The following is a 13,765-nucleotide window of genomic DNA, read 5'->3' on the forward strand; positions in this document are numbered from 1 at the left end:
CGCTGAGGGCGTGGGGGCGGCTCACCCGAGGCCTGTGGACCGCCGGCTGAGGAGCCCCCGGGGGGTGCGGTGGGGGCTCAGCCGCGGGGGTCGGTGTTGAGGTCCGTCTCCTCGAAGACCAGCAGGGTGCGGGTGGACAGCACCTCCGGGATCGCCTGGAGCCGGGTGAGCACCAGCTCGCGCAGTGTCCGGTTGTCCGGTGTGTGCACCAGGAGCAGGACGTCGAAGTCGCCGCTGACCAGGGCGATGTGCGTGGCGCCCGGCAGCGTCTTGAGCTGCTCGCGGACCGTACGCCAGGAGTTCTGGACGATCTTGAGCGTGATGTAGGCGGAGGCGCCATGCCCGGCGCGTTCGTGGTTGACCCGGGCGCTGAAGCCGCGGATCACCCCGTCGTCGATGAGCCGGTTGATGCGCGCGTACGCGTTGGCCCGGGAGACGTGCACCCGTTCGGCGACGGAGCGTACCGAGGCGCGGCCGTCCGTCTGCAGCAGGCGCAGGATGTCCCGGTCGATGGCGTCCAGCGGGCGGGCCGGCAGCACGCCCGTCGGCGTGCCGACGGGCGCGCTCAGGACCTCGCCGGGCACCTCTGCCTCAGGGCCGCCGAGGGCGCCGTCCATGCCGCCGCTCGCGCCCCCTGCCGCCTCGTCGCTCGTCCCGTCGCCCGGAGCCCCGCTCCGGTCGACGGCCATTTGTTCATCCGCCATGTGCCCCCGCCTCTCTCCGATGGACGACCTGCTCATATCCCAGGCTGTGGAGAACCGTTTGTCCACAGGCTGGTGGTGCCTGTAGCCAAAATGCCTCCACAACCGAACAATCGGTAGGTGAGGCGCACCACACTCGCGCCACCCGCCTTCGGGTGTTATGCCCGCTCCCACGAGGAGGTGGACTCGTTGCAACAGCGCAGTTCGACAGTCCAAGAGCCGCCCGGTGCCGTCACCGCCCACCGGCCCACCCCGCCGGCATGGCAGCCGCGCACCGACCCCGCCCCGCTGCTGCCCGACACCGAGCCGCTGCGCGTGCTCGGCACGGACGCCGTGGCCGACGCCGACCCCGCGCTGCTGCTCCGGCTCTACGCGGAGCTGGTCCGCGGCCGCCGGTACAACACGCAGGCCACCGCCCTCACCAAGCAGGGCCGCCTCGCCGTGTACCCGTCCACCACCGGCCAGGAGGCGTGCGAGATCGCAGCCGCCCTCGCCCTGGAGGACCGGGACTGGCTCTTCCCCTCGTACCGCGACACCCTGGCGGCCGTCGCCCGCGGCCTCGACCCCGTGCAGGCCCTGACCCTGCTGCGCGGCGACTGGCACACCGGCTACGACCCGCACGAGCACCGCATCGCGCCGCTCTGCACCCCGCTGGCCACCCAGCTCCCGCACGCGGTGGGCCTCGCCCACGCGGCCCGGCTCAAGGGTGACGACGTGGTCGCGCTCGCCATGGTCGGCGACGGCGGCACCAGCGAGGGCGACTTCCACGAGGCGCTGAACTTCGCGGCCGTCTGGCAGGCCCCGGTGGTCTTCTTCGTGCAGAACAACGGCTTCGCGATCTCCGTGCCGCTCGCCAAGCAGACCGCCGCCCCCTCCCTGGCCCACAAGGCCGTCGGATACGGGATGCCCGGCCGGCTCGTCGACGGCAACGACGCGGTCGCCGTCCACCAGGTGCTCACCGAGGCCGTGACCCGCGCGCGGCGCGGTGGCGGCCCCACCCTCGTCGAGGCCGTCACCTACCGGATCGACGCCCACACCAACGCCGACGACGCCACCCGCTACCGCCCGGCAGGCGAGGTCGAGACCTGGCGGGCGCACGACCCGATCCTCATCCTCGAACGGGAACTGACGGAGCGTGGTCTGCTCGACGAGGACGGCCGGCGCGCGGCGGCGGAGGCCGCCGAGACGATGGCCGCGGAGCTGCGCGAGCGGATGAACGCCGACCCGGTGCTCGACCCGATGGACCTCTTCGCCCATGTGTACGCGGAGCAGACCACACAGCTGCGCGAACAGGCGGCGCAGCTGCGCGCCGAGCTCGATGCCGAGGGTGAGGCGTGATGACGACGGCGACGACCGGACCCGCGGCGGACAGGACCGCGGGGAACGCCGGCAGGCCCAAGCCGGCCACGATGGCGCAGGCGCTCCAGCGCGCCATGCGTGACGCGATGGCCGAGGACCCGACCGTCCATGTGATGGGCGAGGACGTCGGCACGCTCGGCGGCGTCTTCCGGGTCACCGACGGGCTCGCCAAGGAGTTCGGCGAGGACCGCTGCACGGACACCCCGCTGGCCGAGGCAGGCATCCTCGGGGCGGCCGTCGGCATGGCCATGTACGGCCTGCGGCCGGTCGTCGAGATGCAGTTCGACGCGTTCGCGTACCCGGCGTTCGAGCAGCTGATCTCGCATGTGGCGCGGATGCGGAACCGCACCCGCGGCGCGATGCCGATGCCGATCGTCATCCGTGTCCCGTACGGCGGCGGGATCGGCGGCGTCGAGCACCACAGCGACTCCTCCGAGGCCTACTACACGGCCACCCCCGGCCTCCATGTCGTCACGCCGGCCACCGTCGAGGACGCCTACGGGCTGCTGCGCGCGGCCATCGCCTCCGACGACCCCGTGGTCTTCCTGGAGCCCAAGAGGCTCTACTGGTCCAAGTCGGACTGGTCCCCCGAAGCCCCCGCGCGCGTGGAGCCGATCGGCAAGGCCGTCGTACGGCGGCGGGGCACCGGGGCCACCCTGATCACCTACGGCCCTTCGGTGCCGGTCTGCCTGGAGGCCGCGGAGGCCGCGCAGGCCGAGGGCTGGGACCTGGAGGTCGTCGACCTGCGCTCGCTCGTGCCCTTCGACGACGAGACCGTCTGCGCCTCGGTGCGGCGCACCGGCCGCGCGGTCGTGGTCCACGAGTCGACCGGCTTCGGCGGCCCCGGCGCGGAGATCGCCGCGCGGGTGACCGAGCGCTGCTTCCACCACCTGGAGGCACCGGTGCTGCGGGTCGCGGGCTTCGACATCCCGTATCCGCCGCCCATGCTGGAGCGGCACCATCTGCCCGGCGTGGACCGGGTCCTGGACGCGGTGGCGCGGCTGCAGTGGGAGGCGGGAAACTGATGGCGCGGGTGCTCGAGTTCAAGCTGCCCGACCTCGGTGAGGGGCTCACCGAGGCGGAGATCGTCCGCTGGCTGGTCGCCGTCGGCGACGTCGTCGCCATCGACCAGCCGGTCGTCGAGGTCGAGACGGCCAAGGCCATGGTCGAGGTGCCCTGCCCGTACGGCGGTGTCGTCACCGCCCGGTACGGCGAGGAGGGCACGGAGCTGCCCGTCGGCGCGCCGCTTCTGACGGTCGCGGTGGGCGGTACGGACGCGGACGGGAACGGGGCCGCGGCGGCGTCCGGCGCCTCGGCCCCCGTCCCTTCGGCTTCCGGCGCCTCGGATGAGGCCGCCGCTTCCGCCGTCTCGTCCGAGTACTCGGGCAACGTGCTGGTCGGTTACGGCACGGCGGGGCCCGCCGCCCGGCGCCGTCGGGTGCGGCACGAGAGCCCGGCCGTGGCGCGGACGTCTGAGCCCCCCACCGCAACGGTCCCGAGGGGCACGGCCGGGTCTCCGGCGTCCGTCGCCTCGGCGCCGACCGCCGCCGCTCCCGCTCCGGCGTCCGTCGCTCCGGTTTCGACGACCACCTCACCGGCTTCGGCGCCCGTCCGCGTGGGTGGGGGAGTGCACGAGGGCCCGGTGCCGGTCATCTCGCCGCTCGTGCGGAAGCTGGCCAGGGACCGGGGGCTCGACCTCCGGGAGGTGCGGGGATCGGGGCCCGAGGGGCTGATCCTGCGCGCCGATGTGGAGCTGGCCCTCACGGCCCTGGACCGTGCGGTCGCCCCCCAGGCCCCCGAGGCCCGCCAGGCCCCCGCGGTCGCCGCTGCTCCGGCGGGCGTCGTTACGGCCGGTGAGCGGGTTCCGCTGCGCGGGGTCCGTGGCGCCGTGGCGGACAAGCTGTCGCGCAGCCGTACGGAGATCCCGGACGCGACCTGTTGGGTGGACGCCGACGCGACCGAGCTGATGGCGGCACGGTCGGCGATGAACGCGGCGGGCGGGCCGAAGATCTCGCTGCTCGCGCTCCTCGCCCGGATCTGCGTCCATGCCCTGGCCCGGTTCCCCGAGCTCAACTCCACCGTGGACACCGCCGCCAGGGAGATCGTGCGGTTGCCGGCCGTGCACCTCGGCTTCGCCGCCCAGACCCCGCGCGGTCTCGTCGTCCCCGTGGTCAAGGACGCGGGTGCCCGCACGGCCGAGTCGCTGACGGCGGAGTTCGCCCGGCTGACGGAGTCGGCCCGGCAGTCCGCGCTCACCCCGGCCGATCTGACGGGTGGCACGTTCACCCTCAACAACTACGGGGTGTTCGGGGTCGACGGATCCACGCCGATCATCAACCACCCCGAGGCCGCCATGCTCGGCGTCGGCCGGATCATCCCCAAGCCCTGGGTACACCAGAGCGAACTGGCCGTCCGTCAGGTGGTGCAGCTCTCGCTCACCTTCGACCACCGCGTCTGCGACGGCGGGACGGCGGGCGGTTTCCTGCGGTACGTGGCGGACTGCGTCGAGCAGCCCGCGGTCCTGCTCCGTACGATCTGACGGCCAGCGCCGGTCCGGGCCGCGCCCTCCCATGGCGGCCGGCCCCGGCGGTGGGGGATGTCCCTGCAGCGGTCCCTCGGGTTCCTCGGGTGGCTCAGGCCGCTCGGGCCGCTCGGGCCGCTCAGGCCGCTCGGGCTGTTCGGGTCGCTCGGGCCGTTCGCGTTCCCCGGGGTCGTCGGTTTCCTCGGGGTAGTCGGGCCGCTCGGCAGGGCTCTCCCCGTCCGTGGAAGCCGTCCGTCCGGCGCGCTCCGTCTCTCTGAGTGGGACGCGCCGGGCACTCGCCGGCCTCCGCGCCCCATACTGCTGGGGTGACCACCGCCTACGACGCCGTCGTGCTCGCCGGGGGCGCCGCCCGGCGCCTCGGCGGTTCCGACAAGCCCGCGGTACGGGTCGGGGGGAGGCCCCTTCTCGACCGGGTCCTCGGGGCCTGCCCCGACGCGGGCCTGACCGTGGTCGTCGGCGTTCCGCGCCCGACGGCACGCCCCGTCCGCTGGACCCGGGAGGAGCCGCCCGGCGGCGGGCCGGTGGCCGCTCTCGACGCCGGCGTCCGGGAGACGGAGGCCGCCGTCCTCCTCGTTCTCTCCGCCGACCTTCCCTTCCTGGACGGGGACACCGTCCGGGACCTCGTGGCGGCGCTCGACGGGGCACCCGAGGCGGAGGTCGCGCTCCTCGTCGACGCCGAGGGGAGGGACCAGCCGCTCGTCGCCGCGTACCGGACGGGGCCGCTCCGACGTGAGCTGCGCCGTCTCACGCAGGACCACCGAGGCCTCGCCCACCTGCCGTTGCGCCATCTCACCCACGTGCTCCGCCCCGTCCGGGTCGCCGGTGGCCCCCTGGCCTCCTTCGACTGCGACACCTGGGAGGACATCGCCACGGCCCGGGCCCGCATCAGGGAGCATGGGACCGTGCTGGATGAATGGATCACCGCAGTCAAGGACGAGCTGGGTATCGAGCTGGACGTCGACACCGGCGTGCTGCTCGACCTGGCCCGTGACGCCGCCCACGGAGTGGCCCGTCCCGCCGCGCCCCTGACCACCTTCCTGGTCGGGTACGCGGCGGCGCGCGCGGGCGCCGAGGGCGGTCCGGAGGCGGTCGCCGAGGCCGCCCGCAAGGCCGCCGCGCTGGCCCAGCGCTGGGCCGCCGAGCAGGACGAGGCCGGATGAACCTGAAGGAACCCGCCCCGGTGACCCCGGGCGCCGCCACCGACGCGCGCGCCGGGCAGCCGCACCGGGCCACCGCCTGGCCCGAGGCGCGAGCCGCCGCCATACGAGCCGGGGCCGCCGCCCGGGACGGCCGTGCGCCGCTGGGCGTTCCCCTCGGGCGGGCACTCGGCCAGGTCCTGGCCGAGCCGCTCCTCGCCCTCACCGACCTGCCGCCCTTCGACACCTCCGCCATGGACGGCTGGGCGGTCGCGGGCCCCGGCCCCTGGACGGTGCGCGAGGACGCCGCCGTGCTCGCCGGGCAGGCGTCCGCGCACGTGTCGGTCGCCGGTGAGGCCGTACGGATCGCCACCGGCGCCCGCGTCCCCGCCGGGACCACCGCCGTCCTCCGTACCGAACACTCGCGTACCGAGCCTGCCCCTGCCGAGCCCTCTCCTATCGAGGACGCCCGTGTCGAGGATGCCAGCCCCGAGCAGGTGGGAGCAGGAACCGATCCCGCCCTCCTGCTGCGCGCCCTGCGCGAGGTGGTTCCGAGGCAGGACATCCGTCCTCGGGGCCAGGAGTGCCGCTCGGGCGACGAGCTGCTTCCCGCGGGTACCACCGTGACCCCCGCCGTACTGGGCCTCGCCGCCGCCGCCGGCTACGACGAGCTGCCCGTGCCGTCCCGCCCACGCGTGGAGATCCTGGTCCTCGGCGACGAACTGCTCACGGCGGGCCTCCCCCACGAGGGGCTCATCCGTGACGCCCTCGGCCCGATGCTCGGCCCCTGGCTGACCGCGCTCGGCGCCGACGTCCTCGCCACCCGACGTATCGGTGACGACGCCGAGGAGCTGTACGACGCCGTGACCGGCTCCCCCGCCGATCTCGTCGTCACCACCGGCGGGACCGCCGCCGGGCCCGTGGACCACGTCCACGGGGTGCTCGACAAGGCGGGCGCCACCCTCCTCGTCGACGGCGTGAAAGTCCGGCCGGGTCACCCGATGCTGCTCGCCCGCCTCGACGCCGAACCCGCCCCGGGCCGTCCCGTCCGGCATCTCGTCGGGCTCCCCGGCAATCCGCTCGCGGCCGTCTCCGGACTCCTCACCCTCGCCGAGCCCCTGCTCACGGCCCTCAAGGGAGCCGAAGCCGGAGCGAACGCGTCGCCCCCGTCCCCGCCCCGCGCCGCCGTTCAGGACGAGGTGCACGGGCATCCGTACGACACGCGGCTCGTCCCGGTCGTCCGCCGTGGCGGGCAGGCCGTACCCCTGCGCTACAACGGACCGGCCATGCTCCGGGGCATCGCCGCGGCGGACGGCCTGGCCGTCGTGCCGCCCGGCGGCGCGCGGCCCGGCCAGGAGCTGGACATCCTCGACCTTCCCTGGCCGACCGAAGCGGGGGCCGTGCCGGCCCAAGGAGCGTGTTTCACGTGAAACTTCCCAGTCGTGACGTGATGGCCCGCCACGCGGACGAGAAACTCTCCGGACCGCGGGTCACGCTGCCCCGCCAGGAGGTCGAGCGGCCGCTGCGCCAGGTCGGCAAGCGGCTGCTCATGGCGCTCGGTGTGCTGGCCCTGACGGTCCTCATCGTCTACGTCGACCGCGAGGGCTACCACGACAACGCCAACGAGACGCTCGACTTCCTCGACTGCGCCTACTACGCGACCGTCACGCTCTCCACCACCGGGTACGGCGACGTCGTCCCGCACAGCGACTCGGCGCGGCTCGCCAACATCCTGCTGGTCACGCCCCTGCGCGTGCTGTTTCTGATCATCCTGGTCGGCACCACTCTCGAGGTCCTCACGGAGCGGACCCGCGAGGAGTTCCGGCTGAACCGCTGGAGGTCCACCTTGCGCGACCACACCGTCATCGTCGGCTTCGGTACCAAGGGGCGGTCCGCGATCCAGACCCTCTGCGCGACCGGCCTGAGCAAGGAACAGATCGTCATCGTCGATCCGTCGAGCAAGGTGATCGAGACGGCGAACGCGGACGGGTTCGTCGGCGTCATCGGTGACGCGACCCGTAGTGATGTGCTGCTCCGCGCCGAGGTGCAGCGGGCCCGGCAGATCGTCATCGCCACCCAGCGCGACGACACGGCCGTCCTGGTCACCCTCACGGCCCGCCAGCTCAACCGGGGCGCGAAGATCGTCGCCGCGGTCCGCGAGGAGGAGAACGCGCCGTTGCTGCGCCAGTCCGGCGCGGACGCGGTCATCACCAGCGCCAGCGCCGCCGGCCGCCTGCTCGGTCTCTCCGTGTTGAGCCCCAGCGCCGGCACGGTCATGGAGGACCTGATCCAACAGGGATCCGGTCTCGACCTGGTGGAACGGCCGGTGACCAAGAGCGAGGCCGGCAAGAGCCCGCGGGAGACCGGCGACCTGGTGGTGAGCGTGCTCCGTGGCCACCGGCTCCTCGGGTACGACGACCCCGCGGCCAATCCGCTCCAGCTGACCGACCGGTTGATCACCATCGTGCGCGCGGTGCCGGTCACCCCACTCAGCACACCGCGGGAGGACTGAGCCGGGAGCGGTCGCTCCACCCCGGGGCCGGGAGCGCCCTCACCTCCCGGGGCCAGGACCACCACGCCCCGGGACGGCGGCGGGAGTAGCCTCGCCGCCATGTATGCGATCACGATTCCGGAACCCGGCGGCCCCGAGGCCCTCGTCTGGGCCGAGGTGCCCGATCCCGTACCCGGCGAGGGCGAGGTGCTCGTCGAGGTCGCGGCGAGCGCCGTCAACCGCGCCGACCTGCTCCAGCGCCAGGGCTTCTACGACCCGCCGCCGGGCAGCTCCCCGTACCCCGGCCTGGAGTGTTCCGGCCGGATCACCGCCCTCGGCCCGGGAGTGTCCGGCTGGGCCGTCGGTGACGAGGTGTGCGCGCTGCTCGTCGGCGGTGGCTACGCGCAGAAGGTGGCCGTCCCGGCCGGCCAGCTGCTCCCCGTCCCCGAGGGCGTCGACCTGGCCACGGCCGCCGCGCTCCCGGAGGTCGTCTGTACCGTCTGGTCCAACATCTTCATGATCGCCCACCTGCGGCCGGGCGAGACGCTGCTCGTGCACGGCGGGGCGAGCGGGATCGGCACGATGGCCGTCCAGCTGGCCAAGGCGGTCGGGGCGCGGGTCGCGGTCACCGCGGGAGGTCCCGAGAAGCTGGCACGCTGTGCCGACCTCGGCGCGGACATCCTCATCGACTACCGCGAGCAGGACTTCGTCGAGGAGTTGCACAAGGCCACCGACGGAGCGGGCGCGGACGTCATCCTGGACATCGTGGGCGCCAAGTACCTGGAGCGGAACGTGAAGGCGCTGGCCGTGAACGGCCGCCTCGTCGTCATCGGGCTCCAGGGCGGGGTGAAGGGCGAGCTGAACCTCGGGGCGCTGCTCGCGAAGCGCGCCGCCGTCATGGCGACGACACTGCGCTCCCGCCCGCCGCAGGAGAAGGCGGCGATCGTCGCCGCCGTACGGGAGCACGTCTGGCCGCTGATCGGTGCCGGTACGGTCCGGCCGGTCGTCGACCGTACGGTGCCGCTGACGGATGCCGCCGAGGGGCACCGTGCGCTGGAGTCCGGCAGCCACGTCGGCAAGGTGCTGCTCCTCGCCCCCCAGGCCTGACGGCGCCGGACCGCGAGCGCCAGCCCTGGACCTCAGCCGCACCTGGCCCTCAGCCCCGCCTGGCCTCCACTCCCGTCTGACGGGCACACGAAAAAGGGGCCCGCCACACCGTGTGTGCCGGGCCCCTTCCGTCTTCCGGTTGCCTACAGGTACGGCCCCGAGCGGACCGGATGGCCGGGGCCGCGGTCGTCGTCGTCCTCGTCGTGCGACGTACCCGGAGGCAGCGCCCTGCGCATCTGCTCCAGCTGCGCGCGGGCCGCCATCTGCTGGGCGAACAGCGCGGTCTGGATGCCGTGGAAGAGGCCCTCCAGCCAGCCCACGAGCTGGGCCTGCGCGATGCGCAGCTCCGCCTCGGAGGGGATCGTCTCGTCCGTGAACGGCAGCGAGAGCCGCTCCAGTTCCTCGACCAGCTCCGGCGCGAGTCCGTCCTCCAGCTCCTTCACGGAGCTCGCGTGGATGTCCTTGAGCCTCACCCGGCTGGCCTCGTCGAGAGGTGCCGCGCGTACTTCCTCCAGGAGCTGTTTGATCATGCTGCCGATCCGCATGACCTTCGCAGGCTGCTCGACCATTTCCGTCACCGGGACCTCGCGGGGTTCGTCGTCGCCCTGAGTGCCGCCGAGCGCCATCCCGTCCTGTCCCACGATGAGGACCTGGGGGCTCTCCTGCGACCTGTCATTCCTCGGCATCTCCATGCCGCCATTCTCTCGTACACATGCGTCACCACGGGGTGTGCCCCTGTACGAGGGTGATCCACCCTCGTACAGGGGCACAGGACGGCAACGAAGACCGTCAGGTCGCCTCGCGCCGGGCCAGCGCACCGCGGGAGCGGGTGACCAGCGCGGCGAGCAGCGCGGCGCCCAGCGGGACGGCGATGAGCAGGCCCGCGAGGGTCTCCCAGGGGACGACGATCGGGACGTACGGCGGGCCGGACAGGCCGTTGTCCCAGCCCTGGAGGAGCGCCTCCTCGTAGTAGCGGATCTGTTCGCGTTCGTCGGTGAGACGGAGGCCTACCGCCGGGAGGACTCCGGCCGCCGATCCGAGGATCACGCCCATCGCCGCGACGACTCCGCACTGGAAGCCGCTGAGGGTGCGGCGGACCCGGGGCGGGGCGCCGACGGCGGCGAGCGTCTTGAGGTCGGCCTCGGCGTCGGCCTGGGCGAGGCCGGTGGCGATGCCGGCGGCGCCGATGGTCACGAGGCCCGCGAAGATCGCCAGGGCGACCAGGAAGAGGCTGTCGTCGTTGACGAAACCTTCCTCCACGTGCAGATCGACGCTGCTGCCGAGCTTGGCGAGTTCGCCGTCGAGCTTCTGGCGCTGTTCGCCGTCCGGCATCCGCTCGGTGCTGAAGTACGAGCCCGCGGGCAGGGTGGCGAGACCGGCGGCCTTGGCGGTGGCCGGGGTCATCAGCGCCCTGACGCCGTAGGACTTCTGCCCCTCGGGCACCAGGTAGGCGGCGACTGAGCTGACCTCGCCGGGCACGGGACGGCCCTGCTCGGAGGCCCTGTCGGCGGCGGCGATGTCGGTGATCTGCTTGATCCCGATGGTGCCGTTCTTGTCGATCTCCATCCGGGAGAAGCTGACGATCCTGCCCTCCTCCAGGGCCTTCACCGCACCCGGGTCGTCGATGCCGAGGACCTGGAGAACTTTGGCGTCGCCCACGAGCAGCCCGCCGTCGACGGGGAGATAGCCGCCCTCGGAGTGGGCGCACCGCCAGTCCTCGGTGATCATCTTCCGGCGCTGTTCGGGGGTGTACTTCTCGCTGGGGTCACTGCCGTCGGGGAGCACGGCGTGCAGCGGGCACACGTTCGCCGGGGGGATCACGACCTCGTAGCGGCCGCAGCCCGCTCCGCCGCCCCAGGGAGGACAGCCGGGCTTTCCGACCGAGACGCGCTCGACGTCGGCCCGCACGTCCACCGGGAAGAAGCGCTGGATGGCCTCGCGGACCGCCGGAACGTCCCGGCCGCCTTCCTCCAGGACGAAGGTGGAGACCGCCCCGTGCGGCAGCCGGGCCTCGTAACGGGCCCTGTTCTGCGCCTCGCTGCTGGCCATGAAGGTGGAGACGGCGACCGTGCCCGCGACGGCGGCGAGGACGGCGGCGACGGCCGGGGCCGTACGCCCCCGGTTGCGGACGGCGTCCCGGAGCGCGAGCCGCGGCGACAGCGGCAGCCAGCGCCCAGCCCGCCCGAACAGGCCCACCAGGGCCGGGGTCATGGCCACGACGCCCAGCTCGGCGATCGCCGAGCCGCCCGCCACGATGATGAACTGCTCGGAGACCATGGAGCCGAAGAGGGCGATCGCCCCTCCGAGCAGGACGGCCCCGAGACCGATCAGCGGCAGTACCCGGCTGCTGCGACGGACACCGCGACGGCCCGTGAGCGAGGCGAGGACGGTCTGCCGGGAAGCGGTGACGGCCGGCACGATCGCCGCGAGCAGACCGGTCAGAACGGCGAGCAGCGCGATGCCGAGGAGTTCGAGCGGCCGGACGTCGAAGGCGCCGAACCGCTGGTTCATCATGTCCTCGAGGACCGGCTGGAGCGCCAGGGTGAGGATCACGGCGAGGACGGTGCCGGTGACGGCGGCCGCGACACCGATGACCAGCCCGCCGCTCAGCACGATGGCCCGGATGTGGCTGCGGGCACCGCCGTTGGCCCCGACGAGACCGAGCTGGCGGCGCGAGCGGCGGGCGCCGACCGCGAAGGCCGGTCCGGCGAGCAGGCAGATCTCCAGCATCGCCAGGCCCACGACGGTCCCGATGGCGGCGAGTTCGGTGGCGTCGGCCGCCGGGCTGGACTCGTACCTGCCCCAGCTCTCCTTCTGGTAGAGCGGCACCTCGGCATCGGCGGGCGGGGCGAGGAGGACGGCGCGCGAGGCGACGACCACGCCCTTGGCGTTGATCTCCTTGACCATGTTCCACGTGAAACCACCCGGCTTGCCCACCAGGTAGGCGGTGGAGGTTTCGGGGGCGGAAAGGCCGGCCTTCTCGACCGCCTTGGCGTACGGGGCGAGGAAGGCCCCGGGCAGCGCGTTGACCTGGTCGGCGGCGAGCGCGTCGGGAATTTCGTAGGAGCCGACGATGCGGTACGGACGGTCGAAGTTGCGGGCGGAAAGGGTCGAGCCGACCGACAGACCGCTGCTCTCCAGGAAGTGAGAGGTCGCCATGACCTCGTCGCCCTTCTCCGGGAAGCGCCCCGAAAGGAGGGTCATGATGCCCCGGGCCATCGGATCGGACGCCTTCAACTCACGCACGTCGGCCGTGAGCAGACCGTGGGTCGTGGTCAGCTTGGCCGATCCGGAGCTGTCCTTGAGGACCGTGGAACCCGCGGGGAAGGCCCTGGTGACATCGGTGGCGCCGTTCGGCCACGGTCGGTCCTTGTACTCCGTGACCGGCGTGTGCATCTCGCCGCTCGGGTCCTGCAAGATCGGGACACCCTCGACGTGGGCGTCCCGGAATATCGCGTCGGCCGTGCCCATCGACCTCGTCGCCTGCTCGGCGGGGGACAGCTCCGAGCTGCGGAAGGTCAGATCGAGGGCACTGACGCCCAGGATCGGCAGGGCGATCATGGCCAGGACGAGGGCGCTGCGGCCCTTCGAGCGCCAGGCGTCACGACGGGCGATGCGGATAGCGGCCCGCCAGGAGTGGAACCAGGTCTTCACGCCTCAGCCACCTGGCCCGACAGCAGGGAATCGGCCTCGCTGCGCACGGTCTGGTCGACGATGGCGCCGTCCCGCAGGAACACGACGCGGTCGGCCCAGGCGGCGAACCGCGGCTCGTGGGTGACGAGGACGCCGGCGGCGCCCGCGTCGCAGCGGCTGCGGAGGAGGGCGAGCACGGACTCGCCGGTCTCGGAGTCGAGGGCACCGGTCGGCTCGTCGGCGAGGACGAGCCGGCGGTCGCCGACGAGGGCGCGGGCGATGGCGACGCGCTGCTGCTGGCCGCCGGACATCTCGTCGGGGAAGCGGTCGGCGAGGTGGCCGAGCCCCATCTCCTCCAGTGCGCCGACGGCCTCGACGCGCGCCTTGCGGGCGGAGGTCCCGTCCAGCTCGCGGGGCAGGGCCACGTTCTCGGCGGCGGTGAGCGCCGGGATGAGGTTGTAGTCCTGGAAGACGTATCCGATGCTGCGGCGGCGCAGGGCCGCGAGTTCCTTCACGCCGGCGGTGGTGATGTCGGTGTTCTCGACGATCACCTGGCCCGAGGTGGCGGTGTCGAGGCCGCCCGCGATGGTCAGGAGCGTGGACTTGCCGGAGCCGGACGGGCCCATGACGGCGACGAGTTCACCGGGGTACACGGCGAGGTCGATGCCGCGCAGGGCGTGCACCTCGGTGGCGCCCGCGCCGTGGACGCGGGTCAGGTTCGTGAGTTGCAGCACGGGCTGCTGTGCGGACATGAAGGGTCCCCCTTGGACGTACACGGCGGTCGGCCGGGTACGGG

General features: G+C 73.3%; 11 protein-coding genes. 7 read left to right on the forward strand and 4 right to left on the reverse strand.

The features are described from left to right. Positions 1-77: 77 nt before the first annotated feature. Positions 78-704, reverse strand: a complete 627-nt coding sequence (locus tag ABZ567_RS13835) for an Lrp/AsnC family transcriptional regulator (protein ID WP_360788328.1) — start codon at positions 702-704, stop codon at positions 78-80. 177 nt (positions 705-881) lie between these two features. On the opposite strand from ABZ567_RS13835, the gene pdhA reads away from it, so the two are divergent. The 7 genes from pdhA to ABZ567_RS13870 all read left to right on the forward strand — a co-directional run bounded on the left by pdhA (position 882) and on the right by ABZ567_RS13870 (position 9,336). Beyond that, positions 882-2,039, forward strand: coding sequence for a pyruvate dehydrogenase (acetyl-transferring) E1 component subunit alpha (pdhA, locus tag ABZ567_RS13840; RefSeq protein WP_360788826.1), 1,158 nt, complete (start codon positions 882-884; stop codon positions 2,037-2,039). Beyond that, a complete protein-coding gene (locus ABZ567_RS13845) occupies positions 2,039-3,085 on the forward strand; it encodes an alpha-ketoacid dehydrogenase subunit beta (protein ID WP_360788331.1) in 1,047 nt (348 codons plus the stop codon). The genes pdhA and ABZ567_RS13845 overlap by 1 nt, the downstream gene beginning before the upstream one ends. Beyond that, complete coding sequence (locus tag ABZ567_RS13850; RefSeq protein WP_360788334.1) at positions 3,085-4,599, forward strand: dihydrolipoamide acetyltransferase family protein; 1,515 nt, start codon at positions 3,085-3,087, stop codon at positions 4,597-4,599. Before ABZ567_RS13845 ends, ABZ567_RS13850 begins: the two co-directional genes overlap by 1 nt. Before the next feature lie 308 nt (positions 4,600-4,907). Next, positions 4,908-5,762: an NTP transferase domain-containing protein gene (locus ABZ567_RS13855; protein ID WP_360788337.1), complete on the forward strand. Its 855-nt coding sequence runs from the start codon at positions 4,908-4,910 to the stop codon at positions 5,760-5,762. Beyond that, positions 5,759-7,168, forward strand: coding sequence for a molybdopterin molybdotransferase MoeA (locus ABZ567_RS13860; protein ID WP_360788340.1), 1,410 nt, complete (start codon positions 5,759-5,761; stop codon positions 7,166-7,168). Before ABZ567_RS13855 ends, ABZ567_RS13860 begins: the two co-directional genes overlap by 4 nt. Before the next feature lie 20 nt (positions 7,169-7,188). Beyond that, positions 7,189-8,250, forward strand: a complete 1,062-nt coding sequence (locus ABZ567_RS13865; protein ID WP_360788829.1) for a potassium channel family protein — start codon at positions 7,189-7,191, stop codon at positions 8,248-8,250. A gap of 99 nt (positions 8,251-8,349) precedes the next feature. Next, a complete protein-coding gene (locus tag ABZ567_RS13870) occupies positions 8,350-9,336 on the forward strand; it encodes an NAD(P)H-quinone oxidoreductase (protein WP_360788342.1) in 987 nt (328 codons plus the stop codon). A 143-nt stretch (positions 9,337-9,479) separates the two neighbouring features. On the opposite strand, the gene ABZ567_RS13875 is transcribed toward ABZ567_RS13870, so the two are convergent. From ABZ567_RS13875 to ABZ567_RS13885, 3 genes are all read right to left on the reverse strand, one after another. Continuing rightward, positions 9,480-10,028, reverse strand: coding sequence for a bacterial proteasome activator family protein (locus ABZ567_RS13875; RefSeq protein WP_360788345.1), 549 nt, complete (start codon positions 10,026-10,028; stop codon positions 9,480-9,482). Between the two features lie 97 nt (positions 10,029-10,125). Beyond that, positions 10,126-12,990 (reverse strand): FtsX-like permease family protein, encoded by a 2,865-nt coding sequence (locus tag ABZ567_RS13880; protein ID WP_360788348.1) that lies wholly within the window; start codon positions 12,988-12,990, stop codon positions 10,126-10,128. After that, the gene (locus ABZ567_RS13885; RefSeq protein WP_360788351.1) at positions 12,987-13,721 is read right to left on the reverse strand and encodes an ABC transporter ATP-binding protein; all 735 of its coding nucleotides are present in this window, start codon (positions 13,719-13,721) and stop codon (positions 12,987-12,989) included. The genes ABZ567_RS13880 and ABZ567_RS13885 overlap by 4 nt, the downstream gene beginning before the upstream one ends. Positions 13,722-13,765: the final 44 nt, after the last annotated feature.

Origin of the sequence: Streptomyces sp. NPDC016459, assembly GCF_040632845.1 — a bacterium.
In the GTDB taxonomy this organism is placed as follows: Bacteria; Actinomycetota; Actinomycetes; order Streptomycetales; family Streptomycetaceae; genus Streptomyces.

Coding starts and splice junctions, on each gene's coding strand:
- ABZ567_RS13835 (WP_360788328.1), bottom strand. CDS start 704: ATGGCGGATGAACAAATGGCCGTCGACCGGAGCGGGGCTCCGGGCGAC.
- ABZ567_RS13845 (WP_360788331.1), top strand. CDS start 2,039: ATGACGACGGCGACGACCGGACCCGCGGCGGACAGGACCGCGGGGAAC.
- ABZ567_RS13850 (WP_360788334.1), top strand. CDS start 3,085: ATGGCGCGGGTGCTCGAGTTCAAGCTGCCCGACCTCGGTGAGGGGCTC.
- ABZ567_RS13860 (WP_360788340.1), top strand. CDS start 5,759: ATGAACCTGAAGGAACCCGCCCCGGTGACCCCGGGCGCCGCCACCGAC.
- ABZ567_RS13865 (WP_360788829.1), top strand. CDS start 7,189: ATGGCCCGCCACGCGGACGAGAAACTCTCCGGACCGCGGGTCACGCTG.
- ABZ567_RS13870 (WP_360788342.1), top strand. CDS start 8,350: ATGTATGCGATCACGATTCCGGAACCCGGCGGCCCCGAGGCCCTCGTC.
- ABZ567_RS13875 (WP_360788345.1), bottom strand. CDS start 10,028: ATGGAGATGCCGAGGAATGACAGGTCGCAGGAGAGCCCCCAGGTCCTC.
- ABZ567_RS13885 (WP_360788351.1), bottom strand. CDS start 13,721: ATGTCCGCACAGCAGCCCGTGCTGCAACTCACGAACCTGACCCGCGTC.